General features: G+C 70.8%; 17 protein-coding genes. 9 read left to right on the forward strand and 8 right to left on the reverse strand.

Annotated elements, in window-relative coordinates; all coding sequences use genetic code 11:
- Positions 1-3 precede the first annotated feature (3 nt).
- Entirely contained in the window at positions 4-801 is a 798-nt protein-coding gene (locus R9X44_RS11265) for a DUF1295 domain-containing protein (RefSeq protein ID WP_319814001.1), read from the forward strand.
- 8 nt (positions 802-809) lie between these two features.
- Here R9X44_RS11265 and R9X44_RS11270 read toward each other — a convergent pair whose 3' ends face one another.
- Positions 810-1,298, reverse strand: a complete 489-nt coding sequence (locus tag R9X44_RS11270; protein WP_319814002.1) for a MarR family winged helix-turn-helix transcriptional regulator — start codon at positions 1,296-1,298, stop codon at positions 810-812.
- Positions 1,299-1,321: 23 nt separating this feature from the next.
- Here R9X44_RS11270 and R9X44_RS11275 point away from each other — a divergent pair, with 23 nt between their 5' ends.
- The 5 genes from R9X44_RS11275 (at position 1,322) to R9X44_RS11295 (ending at position 5,727) form a co-directional block, all read left to right on the forward strand.
- Positions 1,322-3,484: an MMPL family transporter gene (locus R9X44_RS11275; protein ID WP_319814003.1), complete on the forward strand. Its 2,163-nt coding sequence runs from the start codon at positions 1,322-1,324 to the stop codon at positions 3,482-3,484.
- A 28-nt stretch (positions 3,485-3,512) separates the two neighbouring features.
- Entirely contained in the window at positions 3,513-3,971 is a 459-nt protein-coding gene (locus R9X44_RS11280) for a TspO/MBR family protein (RefSeq protein WP_319814004.1), read from the forward strand.
- A 145-nt stretch (positions 3,972-4,116) separates the two neighbouring features.
- On the forward strand, positions 4,117-4,410 hold the full coding sequence (locus R9X44_RS11285; RefSeq protein WP_319814005.1) for a hypothetical protein: 294 nt from the start codon (positions 4,117-4,119) through the stop codon (positions 4,408-4,410).
- Positions 4,361-4,864: a DUF6879 family protein gene (locus R9X44_RS11290; RefSeq protein WP_319814006.1), complete on the forward strand. Its 504-nt coding sequence runs from the start codon at positions 4,361-4,363 to the stop codon at positions 4,862-4,864. The genes R9X44_RS11285 and R9X44_RS11290 overlap by 50 nt, the downstream gene beginning before the upstream one ends.
- 2 nt (positions 4,865-4,866) lie before the next feature.
- Positions 4,867-5,727, forward strand: a complete 861-nt coding sequence (locus R9X44_RS11295) for a helix-turn-helix transcriptional regulator (RefSeq protein WP_319814007.1) — start codon at positions 4,867-4,869, stop codon at positions 5,725-5,727.
- A gap of 38 nt (positions 5,728-5,765) precedes the next feature.
- Here R9X44_RS11295 and R9X44_RS11300 read toward each other — a convergent pair whose 3' ends face one another.
- The 6 genes from R9X44_RS11300 to R9X44_RS11325 are packed head-to-tail and all read right to left on the reverse strand — an operon-like array spanning position 5,766 to position 11,979.
- Positions 5,766-7,274 carry a sulfatase-like hydrolase/transferase gene (locus R9X44_RS11300; RefSeq protein ID WP_319814008.1) on the reverse strand — a complete coding sequence of 503 codons (1,509 nt, stop codon included), beginning with the start codon at positions 7,272-7,274 and terminating at the stop codon, positions 5,766-5,768.
- Positions 7,271-8,257, reverse strand: coding sequence for an aliphatic sulfonate ABC transporter substrate-binding protein (locus R9X44_RS11305; RefSeq protein WP_319814009.1), 987 nt, complete (start codon positions 8,255-8,257; stop codon positions 7,271-7,273). Before R9X44_RS11305 ends, R9X44_RS11300 begins: the two co-directional genes overlap by 4 nt.
- A gap of 5 nt (positions 8,258-8,262) precedes the next feature.
- A complete protein-coding gene (locus R9X44_RS11310; RefSeq protein WP_319814010.1) occupies positions 8,263-9,036 on the reverse strand; it encodes an ABC transporter ATP-binding protein in 774 nt (257 codons plus the stop codon).
- Positions 9,033-9,866 carry an ABC transporter permease gene (locus R9X44_RS11315; RefSeq protein WP_319814011.1) on the reverse strand — a complete coding sequence of 278 codons (834 nt, stop codon included), beginning with the start codon at positions 9,864-9,866 and terminating at the stop codon, positions 9,033-9,035. The genes R9X44_RS11310 and R9X44_RS11315 overlap by 4 nt, the downstream gene beginning before the upstream one ends.
- A complete protein-coding gene (locus tag R9X44_RS11320) occupies positions 9,863-10,825 on the reverse strand; it encodes a hypothetical protein (RefSeq protein WP_319814012.1) in 963 nt (320 codons plus the stop codon). Before R9X44_RS11320 ends, R9X44_RS11315 begins: the two co-directional genes overlap by 4 nt.
- Entirely contained in the window at positions 10,822-11,979 is a 1,158-nt protein-coding gene (locus R9X44_RS11325) for an ROK family protein (RefSeq protein ID WP_319814013.1), read from the reverse strand. The genes R9X44_RS11320 and R9X44_RS11325 overlap by 4 nt, the downstream gene beginning before the upstream one ends.
- A 229-nt stretch (positions 11,980-12,208) precedes the next feature.
- On the opposite strand from R9X44_RS11325, the gene R9X44_RS11330 reads away from it, so the two are divergent.
- Positions 12,209-12,835 (forward strand): hypothetical protein, encoded by a 627-nt coding sequence (locus tag R9X44_RS11330; RefSeq protein ID WP_319814014.1) that lies wholly within the window; start codon positions 12,209-12,211, stop codon positions 12,833-12,835.
- Positions 12,836-12,881: 46 nt separating this feature from the next.
- On the opposite strand, the gene R9X44_RS11335 is transcribed toward R9X44_RS11330, so the two are convergent.
- Positions 12,882-17,732 (reverse strand): hypothetical protein, encoded by a 4,851-nt coding sequence (locus R9X44_RS11335; RefSeq protein ID WP_319814015.1) that lies wholly within the window; start codon positions 17,730-17,732, stop codon positions 12,882-12,884.
- A 550-nt stretch (positions 17,733-18,282) separates the two neighbouring features.
- Between R9X44_RS11335 and R9X44_RS11340 the strand changes: the two genes are divergently transcribed.
- Together R9X44_RS11340 and R9X44_RS11345 are read left to right on the forward strand one after the other, a co-directional pair.
- Complete coding sequence (locus tag R9X44_RS11340) at positions 18,283-18,966, forward strand: class I SAM-dependent methyltransferase (RefSeq protein ID WP_319814016.1); 684 nt, start codon at positions 18,283-18,285, stop codon at positions 18,964-18,966.
- Positions 18,967-19,006: 40 nt separating this feature from the next.
- On the forward strand, positions 19,007-20,065 hold the full coding sequence (locus R9X44_RS11345) for an AI-2E family transporter (protein WP_319814017.1): 1,059 nt from the start codon (positions 19,007-19,009) through the stop codon (positions 20,063-20,065).
- Positions 20,066-20,127: the final 62 nt, after the last annotated feature.

The following is a 20,127-nucleotide window of genomic DNA, read 5'->3' on the forward strand; positions in this document are numbered from 1 at the left end:
CAAGTGCCCTGGGATCTGCTTCTCAACCTGGTCGTGAGCGCGTTGGCCGTCGCGGTGCTCATGGGCGTCACGTACGCGCTCGGCGTACGCAAGAAGTCCCACGCTCTCATAGACATGACGTGGGGGGCCGCGTTCTCCGCCGTCGCGCTTGTCAGCCTCGCCCTTTCCACGGGGCACGGGGATCCCGTGCGGCGCTGGACGGTCGCCGCCCTGACCGTCATCTGGGGGATGCGGCTCGCGGTGCATCTGGGCAGGCGTAACTGGAACGCCAAGGAGGACCCGCGTTACACCGAGCTGTTGTCGGCGGCCGCTCCCGAGCGGCGTGACAGGTACGCGATACGCAAGATCTACCTGCCGCAAGGGGTGTCGGTACTGCTGGTGTCGCTGCCGGTCCAGGTGGCGATGTACCAGGAGTCAGGGCCCGGGGTCTTCCTGTGGCTCGGCGCGGCCGTGTGGGCCGTGGGGCTCGCGTTCGAGGCGGTCGGGGACCGGCAGCTCGCGGCGTTCAAGGCCGACCCGGCCAACCGCGGGCGCGTCCTGGACACCGGCCTGTGGCGGTACACGCGGCACCCGAACTACTTCGGCGACGCGCTCGTGTGGTTCGGCCTGTTCCTCACCGCGTGCGACGAGCCCTGGGGCTGGCTGACCGTCGTGTCACCGATGGCGATGCTGTGGTTCCTGACCCGCGTCACCGGCGTCAGCCTCTCCGACGCGCGGATGGCCGCCAACAAGCCCGGCTACCGGGAGTACATGGAACGCACGAGCGGCTTCGTCCCACGGCCGCCGAAGAAGCACGCGTGACGCGGCCGTCAGGATTCCGTCGCCTCGTCGCGGGCGGCGACGGTCGCCTCGGTGACGTCGCGCAGGAACGCGGCGATGACGGCGCGCTCGGCGGGCGGGTACGCGCGGGCCGCCTCCTCGATGTGCCTGGCCAGCGGGCCGAACATGCGCCGCCCTGTCGTGTGGGCGGTGTCGGTGGCCGCCAGATGGACCAGACGGCGGTCGCCGGGCTCCCTGTGCCGTTCGATGTGCCCGGCGCGCTCCAGGCGGTCCAGGAGCGCCGTGGTGGCCGGGGGGCTCAGCCGCAGCGCCTCGCCGAGCCGTCGCGGGGTCAGCGGGACGCCCTCGCGCACCGCGCGCATGATCACCGACAGCGCGCTCAGATCGGTCCGGTGGACCCGGTGGTGCGCCCCGACGGCCTCGCGGTAGTGGTCGGTCTCGGTGGCGACCAGGTGCAGCAGCTGGACGAGATCCGCGGGCTCGGACCCGTCGGGAAGGGGTCGCGTTGAGTTCGGCACGGTCACAGCATAGTCTTTCCAGCATGGAATCATTCGACGACCGAACTACTCCCCCTGAGGGCCCGCGCCGCGCGCGGTCCGCCGCCGCGAGTCTCGCCGCACCCGTCATCGCCGCCGTCACCGGACCGCGGTCGAAGTGGGCGGTCGTGGCGGTCGCGCTCGTGGCGTCCGCCCTCGCGCTCGGCTTCGGTGGTTCCGCCTACCAGGACGACGGCCCCGCCGCCGCGCTGCCCAAGGGCGCGGAGTCCGCCGCCGTCGCCGAACTGAAGGAGCGGCTGCCCGGTGCGGAGATCCAGACCGCTATGGCCGTCTTCGACCGTGCCGCAGGCCCGTTCACCGAGGCCGACCGCGCCTTCGTCGCGCAGCGCGCCGAAGCCTTCGCCCCGACCGCCCTGAACGGCCAGGTAGGACGCGTCATCTACGCCGAGGACGGCGGCACCGCCCTTATCCCCATCCCCCTCAGCGGCGACCTACGCGACGACGCCCTCGCCGAGGCCGTAGGGGACCTGCGCGCCGAGGCCAAGGCGGGGCTCCCCGACGGCGTCACCGCGCAGGTGACGGGCGGGGCCGCCTTCTCGGTGGACTTCTCGTCGGTCTTCGACGGGGCCAACACCGCGCTGCTCGGCGCGACAGCCCTTGTCGTCGCACTCCTTCTGCTGCTCACCTACCGCAGCCCTTGGCTGTGGCTCGTGCCCCTCACCGTCGTGGGCGTCGGCGACCAGGTCGCCACCAAGGCCGTCGCGGCGTTCTCGCGCTGGGGACTGCTCACCGTCGACGGCTCCACCCTCGGCATCACCTCCGTGCTCGTGTTCGGCGCCGGTACCAACTACGCGCTCCTCCTCATCGCCCGGTACCGGGAAGAGCTCCGACTTGAAGAAGACCGGCACGTAGCGATGCGCAGGGTCCTCGCGGGGGCGGGACCCGCCATCCTCGCCAGCTCCGGGACCGTGTTCCTCGCGCTCCTTGCGCTGGCATTCGCGGTCACTCCTTTCAGCCGCAATATCGGGCTCGCGGGAGCCGTCGGCATAGCCGTCGCCGTGGTGTACGCGCTCGTGGTCCTGCCTTCCGCGCTGCTGTTGTTCGGGCGTGGGCTGTTCTGGCCCTTCACGCCGCGCGTCGGGCAGCACGACCGGACCGGTGAGGGCGTCTGGGCGCGGACCGGGGGGTTCGTCGCGCGGCGGCCGGTCGCCGTCGCCGCCGTCAGCGCAGCCGTGCTCGCCGGGCTCGCGCTCGCCGCCACCGGCGTCACGACGGGCCTCGCGCAGACCGAGCAGTTCCGCACGCCGGTCGAGGCCACCGAGGGGCAGCAGACGATCTCGGCCGCGTTCCCGGCCGGGACCGCCGACCCCGTCGTCATCCTCGCCAAGGCCGCCACCGCCGAGCGCGTACGCGACGCGGCCACGGGCGTCGCGGGGGTCGCGGAAGCCGAGGTCGGGGTGAGCGACGGGGACCTCACACGCGTCACCGCGGTCCTCACCGCCGAACCCGGCACCGAGGAGAGCTTCCGGAGCCTGCGCGACCTGCGCGCCGCAGTCTCGGCCGTGCCGGGCTCCGACGCGGTCGTCGGCGGGACGCTCGCCGAGGACCTCGACAAACGCGAGGCCGCCTCGCGTGACCAGCGCGTCGTCATGCCGCTCGTCCTCGCGATCGTCATGGTGATCCTGCTCGTGCTGCTGCGCTCGGTCGTCGCGGCCGTGCTGCTCATCGCGACGGTCGTGGCGAGCTTCGCCGCGAGCGTCGGCGCGGGCTGGGTGATCTTCCACGGCCTGCTCGGCTTCCCCGCCTTCGGCGCGGAGGTGCCGCTGCTGGCGTTCCTGTTCCTCGTGGCGCTGGGCGTGGACTACAACATCTTCCTCGTCACGCGGGCCCGTGAGGAGGCGGTCACCCGGGGGACGCGTCAGGGCGTCGTCCGCGGCCTTGCGGTGACGGGAGGCGTCATCACCAGCGCAGGCATCCTGCTTGCTTCGGTCTTCACCGTCCTCGGCGTCCTCCCCCTCCTCACCCTCACCCAGATCGGCGTCATCGTCGCCGTCGGCGTCCTCCTCGACACCCTCCTGGTCCGCAGCATCCTCGTCCCCGCCCTGGTCATCCTCCTCAACGACAGCTTCTGGTGGCCCACACCCCCGAGAACCCCCAAGGACCCAGCCGACACGCGCCCGAAGGGACAAGTCGGAGTCTCGGGGTAGGGGCGACAAGAGAGACCAAGGAGGAGCCATGTGGAAGACCCTTGCGAAAACCTCACTCGCCGTAGCCGCCACCGCCACCCTGGGCTCCCTGGCCACCCGCCCCGACGACCCCTGGTACCAGAACCTCACGAAGCCCTCCTGGCAGCCCCCTCCGGCGGCCTTCCCCCTGGTCTGGACCCCCATCTACCTCACCATCGCCTACGCCTCAGCCCGCGCCATCAACCGCGCCCCCGCCGCATCCCGCCCCACCCTGACCCGCTCCCTGGCCGTCAACCTCACCCTCAACGCCGCCTGGACCCCCCTCTTCTTCCTCCTCCAATCCCCCAAAGCCGCCCTCATCGACATAACCCTCCTCAACCTCTCCAACGCCCACCTCATCTACCACTCCCACAAATCCGACCCCCCATCCGCCCTCCTCCTACTCCCCTACGCCACCTGGACCACCTTCGCCACCGCCCTAACCACCTCAATAACCCTCAACAACTAAGAACAGAAGAATTCCCACTTTTTCCACCTATTCTTATGCGCGCCTCGCCAATTCCAGTCCACTTCCGGACACCCGCTTGACCACGCAGAGTGCATCAGATGTCCTCACTCCGTAGGCACGCCTGCCCGAGGGAGGAAGCAACCTCATGCAATCCCGCCCGGACGACGACGAGCTCGCCGCTATCTTCTACCTCAAAGATCCCGACTCGAACAGCGCCGAACTCTGCGAGACCTTCTACCGGACGGACCGCGACTCCTGGATCGTCCAACTGAAGAAGCGTGGCCCGCGAGTTCGCGCACAACTCGTCGGACTCGGCGAGGACGAGACCTTCGGCGAGATGTCGGGGCGCACGATGGACTTCTTCGTCCGGGCCTACGTCAAGGAGCACCATGGAATCGATCTCCCCCCGCGAGCGGACGGCGCTGCTGTGGAGCGGTGAGCCGCAGGAGATCCTGAAGCTCGAACTCCACGACTACTACGACGTCGACCGCGAGCTGTTCACCGCATGGCGCGACGGGGACTCAGCGACCGTGGACAAGGCCAAGAAGCTGCACTACGAGAGCTCCGCCCGCCAGGCCGCGCAGGGCTGGGAGTACCGGCGGGTGCGGGTCGTGTCGGAGCCGCTCTCGGCGTACCAGCGCATGGCGGTGGAGATCGCCTATCCGCGCGAGCGGCTGCGGTGGCTGCCCAGGCGGCTGGCCTCGGTGGTGCCGTTGCCCGGCAATGACTGTCTGATCCGTCGCGACCTCGTCATGTTCCTGCTCCTCGGCGGGGAAGGGCAACAGGGCGAGACCCTGCTCTCGCGGGACCCGGCGGTGGTCGCCTTCTGCCTGGAGGGGTTTGAGCGGGCTTGGGGGCTGGCGCTCCCGCACGGCGAGTACGGGTCGCGGTAGCTGTGGCGGATCTGCGACCGTCGGAGGAGGCGCGCCGTGCGCTGGGGATCAGGCTGCGGGAGTTGCGGCTGGATGCCGGGCTGTCGGGGGTCGGGCTCGCCGCGCGGTGCGGGTGGACGAAGTTCAAGGTGTCGAAGATCGAGCACGCGGGGCAGGCGCCGTCCGAGGCCGACATCCGCGCGTGGTGCGCGGCGTGCGGCGCGGAAGGCCAGATCCCCGAACTCGTCGCGTTCAGCCGGCAGATCGAGCAGATGTGGGCCGACCTGCGGGAAGTCCTGCGGATAGGGCAGAAGACGATCCAGAAGCGCGGGCTTTCCACCTACGGGAACGCGAAGGTCGCGCGGGTCTACGAGTCGCTGCACGTGCCGGGCATCCTCCAGACGTTCGGCTACGCCTGCCGACAGTTCACCCTGCACGCCGACCTGTACGAACTGCCCACCGGCGACATCGAGGAGGCGGCGCGCAACCGTCTGAGCGCCCAGATCCTGCTGGGCAGGGGCGGGACCAGTTTCTCGTTCCTGCTTGAGGCGACCGTGCTGCACAACAACATCGGCGGCCTCACCGTCATGGACGAGCAGTTCGACTTCCTGACACAAGTCGCGACGCTCCCCAATGTCGCGCTCGGCGTCATCCCCTTGGGCGTGCCGAGAACCCTCTACCCCGGCGAGGCCTTCTACCTGTTCGACGACCACACCGTCAGACAGGAGTTCTGGTCTGGTGCCTTCAAATCCTCCCGCCCCTCCGACATCGCCCACTTCGCCCGCGCCTTCGCCAAACTCCGCACCCACGCCGTTTACGGCGACCGGGTGCGGCGCGAGATCGAGGCCGCTCGGGCGCGTCTGGTGCAACTTGGAGCAACCTGATGGGCTCCCCTTTGTGGGGAAGGGGAGCCCGTGGGTTGTTAGGTGGGGGTGTAGGTGGGGGTGTTGGGTTCGAAGGAGGAGAGGGAGGGGTCGTGGTCCAGGGGGCCGGTGTCGGACATGGCGGACATCCAGTGGTGGAAGTTGTCGCCTCGGTCGCGGAGGGTCGTGTAGAGGCGGGTTGTCAGGTGGTGGCGGATGGTGGCGAGGGAGGGGTCTTGGTGGCGGTTGGTCAGTTCGTGGGGGTCTTCTAGGAGGTCGTAGAGTTCGTTGTGGGATTCGGGGTTGATGATGAGTTTGTGGCGGGCGTCGCGGATCATGCGCTGGGGGTAGGGGAAGTGGTGGCCGTGGAACTCGGCGGTGAGTTCGGTGCGCCAGGGGGCCTTCTCGCCTGCGATCAGGGGGAGGAGGGTTGAGCCGTCGACGGCCTGGGCGGGGTCCAGGGCGGCGAGGTCGAGGATCGTGGCGGTCATGTCGGTGAGGCCGACGAACTCGTCGCGGACCTGGGCCGCCGGGGAGCCGGGGACGCGGACTATGGCGGGGATGCGGTAAATGTCCTCGTACATGGCCGGGCCCTTGTCGTGGAGTCTGTGGGCGCCGGTGAACTCGCCGTGGTCGGCGGTGAAGAAGACGGCGGTGGAGTCGTCTAGGCCGAGTTCGTGGAGGGTGTCGAGGATGCGGCCGATCTCCCTGTCGATCAGGGCCACGTAACCCCGGTAGACGGCGATGAGCTTGCGGGAGACGTCCTCGCTGAGGGTGTCGTAGGTCCATAGCGCGCTGTAGTTGCGCTGGACGGGCGGCTTGCCCTCGAACGTCTCCGCGACGGACGCGGGAAGCTCGATCTTGTCCGGGTCGTACATGTCGTAGTACTCCTCCGGCAGGAGGTACGGCAGGTGCGGTCCGAAGAAGTGGGTCGCGAGGAAGAACGGGCGGCGGCCCGTGCGGTAGTCGTCGGCGTACTCGTGCAGCCGCTCGATCGTCCGGGTCGCCAGGTAGTGCTCGAACGTCGCCTCGACGGGCTGGTGCAGCCGCGCGGCAAGCAGGTTCCCGGGGTTGCCGTTCGGCAGGGTCCCCCTGACGTGCCCGCTGATCTCGTACGGCGGCAGCCCGTTGTCCGAGAGGTACTTCAGGTAGTCGGGGTGGTCCACCGGGTTGTGCCAACCCGGCAGATCGGGCCCCTCGAACCCGAAGTCGGCGGCGTTGCGGTGCGTCCCGACGTGCCACTTGCCGTTCAGGCCGAGCCGGTATCCGGCGTCGGACAGGGCGGCGGAGAAGGTGAACTCGTCGGCCGGCAGGTCCTCGATGTAGCCGACGTTGCGCTCGTAGTTGGCGAGCAGTTTGTGCCGGAAGGGCAGTTTGCCGGTGAGGAGACTTGCCCGGGCGGGCGTACAGATCGCCGTCGGCGTGTACGCCCGCTCGAACCTCGTGCCCGACGCGGCGAGCGCGTCGAGGTGCGGGGTGGAGACCTCCGTGGGGTTGTGGCAGCCGAGCGTGTCCACCCGGTGCTGGTCGGTCATGAGGAACAGGATGTTGCGGGGGCCTGACGTCACTTGCCGGAGACCTTGCCGTAGACGTCGCCCAGGTAGTACGTGGAGGGCTCGGGGACCTCCTTGAGCTTGCCCGCGCCGACGAACAGCTCGGACATGCCCTTCAGCCAGGCGTCGACGGACCCGTCGGCGGTCTTGGCGGTGATGTCGGCGGTGCTGAGCGGCTGGCTGTTGGCCTGGTCGGCCTTCACCTGCTCCTCGGGCAGCTTGAGGAACGCGGCGGTGGCCTTCACCGTCTCCTCGGGGTTGGCCGAGCGGTAGTCGCTGGCCTCCTGGAGCACCTTCACGACCTTCTCGACGAGTTCCGGGCTCTTCTCGGCGACGTCGTTGGCCGTGACGTACGCGCTGGGGAAGCTCAGGTCGAAGTCGGCGTTCTTGGCCAGCTCGACGAGGTCGGGGACGCTCTTCTTGATCGTGTCGATCATCGGGTACCAGATGCCGGCGCCGTCGATCTGGCCGGACGCGAACGCCGACGCGATCGTCGCCGGGTCCATGGGGACGCGCTCGATGTCGTCAACGGTGAGCCCGGCCTTCTTCAGCGCGAGCGTCAGGATCATGTCGCCGGACGTGCCCTCGGGGACGCCGACCTTCTTGCCCTTCAGCCCGGCGAGCGAGGTGATGCCGGGCTGGGCGATGACGCGGTCGGCGAGGCCGAGCGAGTTGACGGACACGACCTTGGCCTGGCCGGACGCGGGCAGCCACAGCGCGCCCGGGCCGATGTAGCCGAAGTCGAGGTCGCCCGAGCCGAGCGCCTGGATCTGCAGGGGCCCGTTGGTGAAGACGCTGATCTTCGGCTCAAGGCCGTTCTTCTCCCACAGGTTCTCCTTGTCGGCTATGGCGAGGAGGGCGGAGCCGTTGTAGTCGGCGATGTATCCGAAGTCGACCTTCTGCGTGCCGGACTCGGTGGTGGAGTCGTCGCCGCACGCGGTCGCGGTGAGGCCGAGTACCGCCGCGGTGACGGTGGCAAGAAGGATGCGGGCTCTCATGGGGTTCAACCTTTCGCGGGGGTTGGCTGGTGGTAGACCGCACGCCATACACGGTTGCGCAGGGCGGCGAATTCCGGGGACAGGCGGGTCTGCTCTGTGCGGGGGTAAGGCAGGTCGACGTCTATGACCTCCTGGACGCGTCCGGGACCGGCGGCCATGACGACGACTCTGTTGCCGAGGTAGACGGCCTCGTCGACGTCGTGCGTAATGAACAGGACGGTTCTGCGCTCGCGGCTCCAGGTGTCGAGGAGCTGGTCTTGCATGCGGACGCGGGTGAGGGCGTCGAGCGCGCCGAAGGGTTCGTCCATGAGCAGGACGCGAGGGTCGGCGGCGTACGCGCGGGCGATGGCGCAGCGTTGGCGCATGCCGCCTGAGAGGGTCTTGGGGAGGGCGTCAGCGAAGTCGGACAAGCCGACGAGGTCGATGTACCTTTCGGCGCGGGCGCGTCGCTCGGCCTTGCCGATACCGGCGATCTTCAGCCCGAACTCGACGTTCCCCCGCACGGTCAGCCAGGGGAACAGCGCGTACTGCTGGAAGATGACGCCACGGTCGGGCCCCGGCCCGGCGACCGGGGACCCGTCGACGGTGACGACGCCGCTGGTCGGCGTGACGAGCCCGGCCGCGACGCCGAGCAGCGTGCTCTTCCCGCACCCCGACGGCCCCACGACGGTGACGAACTCGCCGTCCGCAAGGCCCAGGTCGACCTCGCTGAGCGCGGTCACGGTGTCCGCGCCGAGCGGGTAGACCTTCCCGACGCCCCGGAACTCGATCTTGTTCATCTGCGGTCCTGCCATCCGGTGAGGCGGCGCTCGGCGGCGAGCAGCAGCCGGTCCATGAGCAGGCCGAGGACGCCGATGGTGATGAGGCCGACGAAGATCGTCGGCAGGTCGTAGTAGATCTGCGCGTGCTGCATGCGGAAGCCCAGGCCCTCCTGGGCGGCGATGAGCTCGGCGGCGACGAGGGTGGCCCAGGCGCTGCCGAGGCCGACGCGCATGCCGACGATGATGAACGGCGACGAGGCGGGCACCACGACTCTGGCGAAGATCACCCTGTCGTTCGCGCCGAGGACGCGGGCCGCGTTGATCAGGGTGCTGTCGACCCCAATGACGCCCTGAAAAGTAGAGATTACGCACGAGAGAAACGCGCCGAGGCCGATCACGACGAGCTTGGGCGTCTCGCCGATGCCGAGCAGCACGATGGCCAGCGGGATGATCGCCAGCGGCGGGATCGTCCGGAAGAACTGCACCCAGGGTTCGAGCAGGCCGCGCGCGGTGCTGTACCAGCCCATGAGGAACCCGACCGGGACGGCCAGGGCGGTGCCGATGGCGAAGCCGACGAAGACGCGGCGGAGGCTGGCGAGGGCGTCATCGAGGAGTGTGCCGTCGGAGATCAGCTCCCAGCCGCGGCCGGCGACCTCGACGGGGCCCGGCAGCCCCTGGACGCCCGCGCCCGCGAGCGCGGCCCACACGCCGACGCCCGCGGCGAGCGCGACGACGTTGAGGATCGGGCCGGGAATCCGCGTGCCGCGTGCCTCGTGCGCGCGCTTACGCGAGTTTGCTTTCGGCACGACGGCGGGCTTCTCTTTCGCGGCCGTCTCGGGAGACGTCATGCGGGCCTGCCTATGGTGACCGTACGGAGCTCGTGAGCGCCGTCCTCCCTACTGACCTCGTAGTACAGGCGCAGTCCCTCGCCGACGGGTACGGCGTCCACGTACCGGACGGAACCGGTGCCGTGCGGGGTGACGACGGCGGGGCCGTCGACGGTCAGGCGTTCCCAGTGCACAAGGTCGGGCGAGAAGGCCAATCCCGTCTTCTCCTCGTAATTGCGGGAGAAGTGTGATTCGCCGTCGTAGAAGCCGATGAAACCGGCGGGGGTCTCGATGACGCTGTTGAGGCGGGCCGCCCAGGAGTCCCAGCCGTCGCCGGGCTCGAAGACGACGCCGCGCCACGTCCAGGTCGCGCCGTCGTCGGCGCTCTCGGCCAGCGCGGTCACCGACAGGGACAGGCCGGTGTTGTAGATGTCGGCGGACGCGTGCGCGGCGTCGGCCTCGGCCGCGTCGAAGATGCCGCGCGCGGCGCTGACCAGCATCACGAGGCGGCCGTCGGCGGTCCGCAGCACGCGCGGGTCCTTGACGCCCTCGGTGCCGGTGGAGGCCGCGGTGAAGACCGGGCGGCGCGCGGCCACGTCGAACGCCTCGGGCGCGGCGGCCTCCACGACGTCGATCCGCCAGCGGTTGTCGGCGGCGTCGACGTAGCTGAGGTACAGCTGGTAGACGCCGTCGGCGCGGCGGTGCAGGCAGAACCGCTCCATCGACGGGGAGTCCAGCTCGGACTTCTCGACCGCCCACACGTCGCGGAAGTCGACGCCGTCGTCGCTGACCGCGACCGCGCAGCGCCAGCCGCGCTCGGTGCGGGCGTCGCCGCGCGGGCGTCGGCGGCGGTAGGTCATGAGATAGCGGCCCTCGTCGGGCAGCACGCTCGCGCAGCCCACCCAGTAGCCGGGCTCGTCGCGCTCGGGGGTGAGCACGGTGACGCCTGCCTCGGGGTCGAAGGCGGGAATCGCGGTCATGATTCGTCCTCTCCGCGGCCTTGGCCGCCGGGGTAGCCGATGAGAAGCGGCGAGTCGTGGGCGACGAGCGCGAGCGCGCCGAGCGCGCCGACCTCGTCGCCGAGCGCCGCGGGGTGCGCCGGGAGGCGCTGGGCGGGCGGCAGGTGCGCGGCGAGCGCGGCCTCGGCGGCGGCCAGCACGCGCGGCACCGCGACCTCGCCGCCGACGACGATCCGCGCCGGGTTGACGGTGTTGCAGACGGACGCGAGCGCGAAGCCGAGGGCGCGTCCGGCGCGGTCGAAGGCGGCGACGGCGTCGGGGGCGCCTTCTTCGAGGGCTTGAAGCGCGCTAGGCAGGTCGTCGGCTCCGGATGCGGCCACGACGGCCGGGACCGACGCGACGGTCTCCAGGCAGCCCCGGCCGCCGCACGGGCACGGGCGTCCGGCGGGCTCGACCGGGACGTGGCCGATCTCGCCCGCGCTGCCGCGCGCTCCACGAAGGAGCCTTCCGCCGACGACGATGCCGCCGCCCACACCGTCAGACAGGCGGGTGTAGACGACGTCTGAGAAGCCCTTGCCTGCGCCGCGCAGCATCTCGGCCAGGGCGGCGAGGCGTGTGTTGTTGTCGACCGAGACCGGGACGCCGAACCGCTCGCCGATCGCGTCGACAAGGGCGGTGACGTGCTTGGAGCGCTCCGGGGCCGGTCCTACGGGGCCCGTGACGCCGACGCCTACGCCGTTGAGGGGGCCGAGGCCCGTCCGGAGGGAGTCGACGAGGCCACAGGCGATCTCCAGGCGGCGCTGCCATGACGTCGAGCGGGCGTAGCCGAGGGCGGCGGTGCCGATGACCTCCTGGGCGGCGTTGGCGACGGCGACGTGGACGCGTCGGTGGCCGAAGTCGAGGCCGAGGGTCTGGCCGGAGTGCGGGTTGAGGGTGAGCAGCTCGGCGGGGCGTCCTGGCGGGCGCTTGCGGCCTGCTGATTCCGGCGTCGTCACCACGACTGCGCCGCGCGCTAGGAGAGCGCCCACGATGTCGGACAGGGTCGAGCGGGACAAGGCGGACAAAGTGCCCAGTTCTGCGCGGCTGAGCGCGCCGCGCTCGCGCAGCAGCGCGACGACCCGCTCCTCGTGGCCGAGGCGGACGCGGGCGAGCACGCCGGGTTCGGTCTCGGACATCGTTGCGCTTACTCTCCGGAGGAATCGATTCGGCAAGGACTCCGGATGAAATCCTCGCTGGTGGAAAGGGAGGCTAACACCCACACAACCTACAATCCATATCTAATCACCCTGGATACAGTGTGTGCTGCGTCACTCGATCCGCCGCGTGGCGGAATGCGGAAGATGACGGGGTTTCCGGGTTCTCGATACGGTGGTCACGACAGCACGGCACGCGGACGGAGGCGTGGTGTTCATACAGCTCATCGAGGCCCCGGCCGGCGACGCGGACACCCTCCGCGAAGCCTCCTACCGGTGGGCCGACAAACTCGGCGCGACCTCGGTCGGATGGCTCGGCTGCACCGGCGGCGTCACCGACGACGGCGTCTGGATCAGCGCCGAGCGGTTCGAGTCCGAGCAGAAGGCGTGGGTGGAGAACGGCCGCCCGGGGCGTCGCCGGTGGTGGTCGGACACCCTCAAGGGCCTGTCGGGCGACGCGAGGTTCATCAACTGCCGCGAGGTCGAGGTGTTCGCGCCCGATCCCGACGCCATCGACACCGCCCGGTATGTCGAGATCGTCCAGGGCCGGATCAAGGACGCCGCCCTCATGCGGACGCTGCTGCGCAGCATGGAGAAGGAGATGTACGCCCACCGGACCGACCTTCTGGGCTCCACCCTCGCCTTCCACCCGGACGACGGCTACACGCACCTCATGTACCACACAAGCGAAGACGACGTCTTCGACGCCGAACTCCGCGAGATCCCTCCGCGCGTCAAGGCGATGATGGACGCGATCTACGAACTGAACGTCGCCACACCCCGCCGCCTTGCGCTCACTTCCCCCTGGATCCACTCCCGGCGCACGACGGTCCGGTGAAGCCGTCCCCCGGCCTTCCTCGCGGGAGGCCGGGGGCTCAGGCCGGTCAGCCTCGGGCGGCGAACAGGCTCGCGAGGAGGGGTTCGCAGGACAGGGTCGGCTTGTCGTCCGGACCTTGGGCGCGGAGGGCCCCGAGGACCCGCAGGGCTTCGATCACCTCGGAGTGGTCGGCGAAGCCCGCGGAGGCCAGGGCGGACAGGGAGAGGGCCGGCTGGTCGCCCTCTCCGGCGACCTCCAGCCACACCGACAGGTCGCCGGCCGGGCCGCGTTCGCCCTGGCGGACCAGGACGGTCCACGCGGCCTCGAGGGTCGGGTCGTCGAGGACGCCGGTGGACGCGACGAAGTCATGCGCCGAGTCGTCTAGGTGGCGCGCGATCACGTCGCGGGCCTCGTCCTGGCCGTTCACGCCCGCCCTGACGAGCAGGTCGAGCAGCGACGGCCACCCGCCCGTCAGCCGGAACAGCTCGGCGGGCGCGACCCCGCACCCGAGCTCAGGGTGGGCCGCGACCTTGCGCTCGATGCCCTCGACCGTCAAGGGCTCGAGCTCCAGAAGCCGCGCAGGGGGCGTGTGCCGAAGCCGCGTCCACAGCGCCGCGTACCGGGGCGGCACCACGGCGACGACGGAGAGCGTCCCCCTGTACTCCCCGTTACGGTTGACCGCCTCGACGGCCTCCGCGAGCCCCGCCCTCGCCGCCTCCACCGTCCGGCTGGTGAGGAGATCGAGGACGACGGCCGTCAGCCCCTTCTTCCGCGCGGCCCTGTCCACCGCGTCCCCCAACACCTCCTCCCCGAGCCCCACCCCAACCGTCCAAACCGCGACCTTCTCCCTCCTTCTCCCCTCTTCCTCCAACACCCGCCCCACATCCCCCAACCCCAACGCCCCAGCCCCCACAACCAACCAAACCACCCCATCCCTCACCAAAACCCCCTCAACCCCACCGGCCCCCCACCCACGAGCCTCCCCCAAAACCCCAACCTCACCAACCTCAGAAGCCGACTCACCCTCAACGGCCCCACCCCGAGCCCCCTCATCGCGAACAGCCCCAACCTGAGCAGCCCCCACAGCACCCTCAGCGGACGCGACACCCCCCGACCCAGGCCCAACCTGAACAGACTCAACCTGAACAGCCCCTGACGCGACCTCAGCCTCACCGACCTCCAAAGCAGGCTCTACCTGCACGGCCCCGGCCCGCGCGGACTCGGCCTCGGTGGACTCGGCCTGGATGGACTCGGCCGGGGCTTGCCCCGAAGCGGGCTCAGCCTCGGCGGGCTCCACCTGAGCAGACTCGATCTGAGCAGACTCGACCTGCGCGGGACCGGCCTGCGCCGACTCGGCCTGCGCGGACTCGGCCTGGATGGCCTCGGCCGGGGCGTGCCCGGGAGCGGGCTCATCGTCGGCGGGCTCTGCCTGAGCCGCAGACTCGACCTGCGCGGGCTCGACCTGCGCGGGCTCGGCCTGCGCGGTCCCGGCCTGGTCAGGTTCCGACGCGCGCACGCCCTCGGCGGGCTCGGAAGCGGGCTCAGCATCGGAGGACGCGAGCGGAGCCGCCTCGGACCCCTCCGAAGCCGGTGCGGACTCTTCCGGCCCGGGCACGACGACGTCGGCGCGCGCATCGGACTCCGCGCCCTCAGACCCAGCACCACCGGGCACTTCGCCGGTCTCGTCCACCTCCGACCCGGCCTGGACTGATTCAACCGGCGAAGGCACTACTTCCACGTTCTGGTCGGCCCCGCCAGATTCTTCGGCACCGTCAACCTGACCGCCTTCCAAGCCCCCGGTCGACGCGATCTCAACGACACCCGAACCCTCCCCAAGCGCCGCACCGCTCTCCCCCTCCGAAGGCGAGCCCTCCTCATCCGCCCCGGGCACCGACGAGGAACTCACCTCATCACCAGCACCCTCGACGGCAACCCCCTCCGAGACAGCAGCCCCCTCAGCGACGGCCTCCAGAACAGCGTCCTCCAACGCGACCACGGCCTCCACCGCAGGCACATCATCCGAGCCGACGGACGACCCCTCCGACAGAACCAAAGGCTCCCCGGCAACTCCGGACACCGGCGAAGCAACCGCCTCACCAGCCGCATCCGAGGCGACCAACCCCTCAGCAAGGCCCTCCGAGGCTTCGGAAACAGCGTCTTCCGACACGGCGATGGCCTCAGGCTCAGAGACATCATCCGAGACGACGGGTGACGACTCCTCCGACGAGACGGAAGATTCCTCGGCTGCTTCGGGCTCTGAGGAGGCGATCACCTCAGCAGCGGCAGCCGCGTCCGACGCAGCAGGGTCCTCAGCGCGGGCACCCGAGGACGCGGCGACCTCAGCCACAGCGCCTTCCGACGCGACAACGACCTCGGACTCAGAGACGTCACCCGCGACAACGGGTGACGACTCCTCCAACGGGTCGGAAGCCTCCTCGGCGGCCTCGGGCGCTGAGGAGGCGATCACCTCAGCAGCGGCATCCCCAGCGGCGACACCCTCGGCGGCCGCGTCCGAGGCGACGGGGTCCTCGGCGAGGGTGTCCGAGGATGCGGGAGCCTCGGCGACGGCTTCGGAGACGGGGTGTTCCGGTGCGGCCCCGGCCTCGGGCTCGGGCTCGGAGACGGCCTCGGGCTCGGGCTTGGGCTCGGGGGCAGCGTCGGAGGTTACGGGCGAGGGGGATTCCGAGGGGACGGAAGGTTCCTCGGCGGGTTCGGGTGCCGAGGAGGGGGTCGGCTCGGTGGCGGCGTCCTCGGGGGTGGGGGTCTCGGCGGGCTCGTCTGAGGCGATGGGGGCCTCAGTGAGGGTGTCCGAGGATGCGGGGGGTTCGGGGGCGGGGTCTTGCGGTGTGGGGACGGCGTCCGGTGTGGAGGCGTCGTCGGAAGCGGTGGGGGGCTGCTCCTCCGATGGGGCGGAAGGGGCCTCGGCGATCGCGTCCGGCGCGGTGGTGGTCGGTGCTGCCGCGTTCGGCTCGGTGCCTTCGGGGGTCGCCGGTGCTTCCGCCGGAGGGGGCGTTGTGGTCGCGGCGGCGTCGGGGGAATGCGGCTCCGTGGGGTGCGCGCCCTCCGGGTTCAGGACTGCGGGGTCCGACGAAACGGACGATTCGGGCTCGGGCTCGGAGGCCGGTTCGGGCTGTTCGTCGGAAATGTCCGTGGGTGCGGGTGTTGCGTCCGGCTCGGGGGCCTCGGATACCGGGTCGAGTTCGCGTGCCGCGGCGGCTGGGTTCGCGGGGACGTCGGCGGCGGTGTCCTCAGGGGACGCGGCGGTGGACTGGCCCGACAGGCCCTCCGGCTCGTCCGCGCCGGAGCCGTCAGCGGCCGAGTCGCGCACGGAATCGTCGGCGGCCGAGTCGAGTGCGGGGGCCTCGGCAGCCGCGTCCGGCGCGAAACTGTCGGCCGGGTCGGGCGCGGGGTCGTTGACGGCCACGTCGGGAGCGGAGGCGTCAGGCGCGGAGGCGTCGACGCCCGCGTCGGAAGAGGGGCCGTCAGGCGCGGAGGCGTCGGTCGGGTCGGGCGCGGGGGTGTTGGCCAGGTCGCGCGTCGGGCCGTCGACCGTCGCGTCGGGTGCCGAGCTGTTGGCCGGGTCGGGCGCGGGGACGTAGATCGCGGCGTCGGAAGCGGGACCGTCGGACGCGGAGGAGTTGGCCGGGTCGGGCACGGAGGTGTTGGCCGCTGGGTCGAGAGCTTCGAGGGTGGGGGCCGTGGTGTCGGGGTCGGGTGCGGGCTCCTCCGAGACGGATTCCTGATGCGCGGCGTCCGCTTCAGAGGGCTCAGAGGTCGCGGTGTCCGCGCCGACGGGCTCAAGGGTGGCGGCATCCGCGTCCGAGATCTCAGGGGTGACCGCGTCCGCGTCGGAATGCTCAGGGGCCGAGGCATCCGCGCCGGGACGCTCGACAGGCGCAGCGTCCTCGCCGGAAGGCTCGGGAGTGACGGCGTCCGCGTCAGAGAGCGCAGGGATGACGGGGTGCGCGTCGGAAGGCTCGGCGGGTGCGGGGTGCGCGTCGGAGGGCTCAGGCGTGTCGGCGTCCTCGTCGGAAAGCTCGGAGGCGGCGCTGTGCGCGTCGGAAAGCTCGGGGGTGGGCTCGGCGTCGTCCGCAGGAGAGGGGAGGGCGGGTTCTGGCTCTTCCGTGGGCGAGGGGGTGCTGGGCTCGGTGGGTGAGGGGGCGGCGGGGGCGGTCTCGGCCGTTGGGGAGGCGGCGGGGGAATCGGTGTGCTCAGTGGGGGGCGCGACAGGGGCCCCGGCCTCGGCCGTTGGGGAGGTGCTTTCGGGGCTGGCCTCGGCTGCGGGAGGGGTGGCGGCGGGGGTGGGCTCGGGTGAGGGGGCGGGGGGCTCGGGCTCGGGGGTGGGGGCGGCGGGGGCGGCGTCGGCTGGGGCCGGGGCGGGCTCGGTGGGGGTGGGGGTGGGTGGGGTGGGGAGGGTTATTGAGTTGTTGGAGACTGGCCAGAGGAGGCGTTGCCAGGTGGGGGGCCAGGTGGATTCGGCGGTGGCGACGAGGGAGTCTTCATCGGGGCGGAGGCCGGCGGCGGCGTCCAGGAGGTCGCAGAGGAGGATCAGGTCGGGGGTGGGGGTGGTGGAGGCGGCGTGGATTTCGGCGAGGAGGTCGGCGTAGCGGGGTGGGCCGGTGAGGGTGGCGAGGGCGGCTACGCGTCGGCGGGTGGCTTCGGCGGCCGCGGCGTCCTCCAGGGCGGGGAGGGTGGGCGGGGTGCCGGGGAGGGCGGTGAGTGCCTTGTCGAAGGCGGTCACCGCTTCGGTGAGGACGTAGAGGTCAAGGTCGGCGGGGCGGGTGTCGGCTTGGAGGGCGGCCAGGACGCGGCGGGCTCCGTCCACCGAGGCGGGGAGGATCGCCCTTAGGGACGTGAGGATGTCTTCCGTCCGCTTTTCCGTGTTTGTTACGGATTCCTGGTTCACCAACAGATCCACATCCTTCGCCCGAAGAAGACACCGTCGAACATCAGCCCCCGCTGACGCTGTCGCGAGCGTAAAACCCCCCGCCCGACGACTTCCGGCAATTCACCAAATAGCTACACATCCGCCTTCTCGCACCCCCCGAACCCCTCGGCGTGAGCTGGGTGGAGGGGCGGGGGGACATTGGGTACATCCCGCTGCTGCTGATGGTGGACCTGCCGTTGCTCGCGGTGTTGCCGCATGGGAAGGGGGTGGTTTGGGCTTCGGGGGCGGGGCTTGTGCAGGCTGGGGTGATTTGGGGGGTGGGGTTGGTGGTGGCGTGGGTGAGGGGGAAATAGGGTGGAGTTACCGCCGTGAAAGGGGGGTCACTGAAGACCTCCAAGCGCGGGGCCACTGAAGACCTCATGGCACGCTCACGGCGGCCACGCCCGGTAGGTACGGCGCTGAAGGCGTCGCGGCCGCCGGGCGCGATCGTGTGCGGGGGTTTGCCGGTTCGGCAAGCGGGTTTGGCGGATCGCGGGGGTCGGGGTGATGCTCTGGAGTCAGCGTGACGAAGGAGCGGAAGATGACAGTCGAGCACACCCACCAGCACACCCACCAGCACGACCACGGGCACGACCAGCAGGCGCACGGTGAGGGCAGCAACGCGTGGCACTGGGATGAGCGGTACCGGCAGAGCGACCGGATCTGGAGCGGGCAGCCCAACCGGGTGCTCGTGGAGGAGGCCGAGGGACTGGTTCCGGGACGCGCCCTCGATCTCGGGTGCGGCGAGGGGGCCGACGCCGTCTGGCTGGCGACCAAGGGGTGGAAGGTCACGGCGACCGACCTGTCGGCCGTCGCGATCGAGCGGGCGAGCGGCCACGCGGCCGACGCGGGCGTCACCGTCGACTTCCAGCGGCACGACCTCGACGCCTCTTTCCCGGACGGCGAGTTCGACCTGATCACCGCGATGTTCTTCCACTCGTTCGTCGACCTGAAGCGCGAGGACATCCTGCGCCGGGCCGCCGCGGCGCTGGCCCCCGGCGGACGGCTGCTGATCGTCAGCCACGCCGGGTTCCCCGACTGGCACGAGGGCGAGCGCCCCGACGTGAGCTTCCCTACGCCCGACGAGACAGTCGCGGAGCTCCACCTGTCGGCGGACTACGAGGTCCTGAAGGCCGAGGAGCACGCCAAGGAGGTGTTCCGCCCCGACGGACAGCGCGGCGTCCGGCACGACTCGACGGTCCTTGTGCGGCGGTTGTCCGCCTGATCCGGTTTGGGCGGTACCCGGGCCTGGGCAGGTTCCGGACGTGGTCGTCAAAGATCCAGATCTGCGGCGCGATACGCTGAAGGCCGCGCACCGCCTGCTCGTGGTGGTGCTGTGGGCCCTGGGGATCTGGGCGGTCTGGCAGGTCAAGGCCGTGACGATCCCCGTCATCATCGGAATCCTCATCACCTCGGTGACGATCCCGCCGACGAACCGGCTGATCCGGCGCGGCCTCAACCCGGCGCTCGCGACCGCCGTGGTGTGGCTCGCGCTGATCGCCGGCGTCGCGGTGCTCGTGCTGCTGCTCGTCCCCCCGACGGTCAGCGGCTTCTCGCAGCTCGCCGCGAGCTTCGACGCGTTCGCCAAGACAGTTCAGGACCTCGCGGGCCGGTTCGGCCTGGACTCGGCGCAGATCGCCGAGTACAACCAGCAGGCCCGCGACTGGATCTCCGGCCACTCGGGCAACATCGCGGGGAGCGCGCTCACCGGGGTGATCGCGACGGGTGAGGTGCTGGTCGGCGCGGTGCTCGCGTTCGTGCTGGCGATCTACTTCACGCACGGGGGCACGCGGCTCGTCGGCTGGATCGGCGAGCTGCTGCCGCCGTCGGCGCGGGGACGGCTGCACGACGGGGCCGAGGTCGTCTTCGACGTCATGGGGAGGTATGTCCGTGGCGTCGCGGTCGTCGGGTTCGTCGACGGTTTCTTCATCGGCCTCGCCCTGTGGATTCTGGGCGTTCCCATCGCGGTGCCGCTCGCGGTCCTGACCTGGGTCGGCGCGTTCCTTCCGCTGGTCGGCGCGTTCCTCGCCGGGTTCCTCGCCGCGATAGTCGCGTTCGTCGCCAAGGGCTGGCTGGTCGCGCTGATCGTCATCGGCGTGACGATCGCGGTCCAGCAGCTCGAGGGCCACATCCTCGCCCCGCAGATCTACGGACGTGCCTTGGAGCTGCCGGGCGCGGTCATCCTTGTGGCGATCGCCTTGGGCAGCGCGCTCGCGGGCATAGCGGGGGCCTTCCTAGCCGCGCCCGTCGCGTCGGTCTCCGTGGCGCTGATCCGCAGGGCGCGCCGCGCCAAGGACGCCCCCGCCGAGCCCGACGCCGCCTGACGCGTCCGTTCCGTCCGCTTCGCCGCTACCAGCGCGGTAGCCTGCCCTGACGCGATCACCCG

The sequence above is a fragment of the Actinocorallia sp. A-T 12471 genome, assembly GCF_033875155.1.
Classification (GTDB): domain Bacteria; phylum Actinomycetota; class Actinomycetes; order Streptosporangiales; family Streptosporangiaceae; genus Actinocorallia.

Coding starts and splice junctions, on each gene's coding strand:
- R9X44_RS11280 (WP_319814004.1), top strand. CDS start 3,513: ATGTGGAAGACCCTTGCGAAAACCTCACTCGCCGTAGCCGCCACCGCC.
- R9X44_RS11310 (WP_319814010.1), bottom strand. CDS start 9,036: ATGAACAAGATCGAGTTCCGGGGCGTCGGGAAGGTCTACCCGCTCGGC.
- R9X44_RS11305 (WP_319814009.1), bottom strand. CDS start 8,257: ATGAGAGCCCGCATCCTTCTTGCCACCGTCACCGCGGCGGTACTCGGC.
- R9X44_RS11290 (WP_319814006.1), top strand. CDS start 4,361: ATGGAATCGATCTCCCCCCGCGAGCGGACGGCGCTGCTGTGGAGCGGT.
- R9X44_RS11325 (WP_319814013.1), bottom strand. CDS start 11,979: ATGTCCGAGACCGAACCCGGCGTGCTCGCCCGCGTCCGCCTCGGCCAC.
- R9X44_RS11315 (WP_319814011.1), bottom strand. CDS start 9,866: ATGACGTCTCCCGAGACGGCCGCGAAAGAGAAGCCCGCCGTCGTGCCG.
- R9X44_RS11285 (WP_319814005.1), top strand. CDS start 4,117: ATGCAATCCCGCCCGGACGACGACGAGCTCGCCGCTATCTTCTACCTC.
- R9X44_RS11340 (WP_319814016.1), top strand. CDS start 18,283: ATGACAGTCGAGCACACCCACCAGCACACCCACCAGCACGACCACGGG.
- R9X44_RS11275 (WP_319814003.1), top strand. CDS start 1,322: ATGGAATCATTCGACGACCGAACTACTCCCCCTGAGGGCCCGCGCCGC.
- R9X44_RS11320 (WP_319814012.1), bottom strand. CDS start 10,825: ATGACCGCGATTCCCGCCTTCGACCCCGAGGCAGGCGTCACCGTGCTC.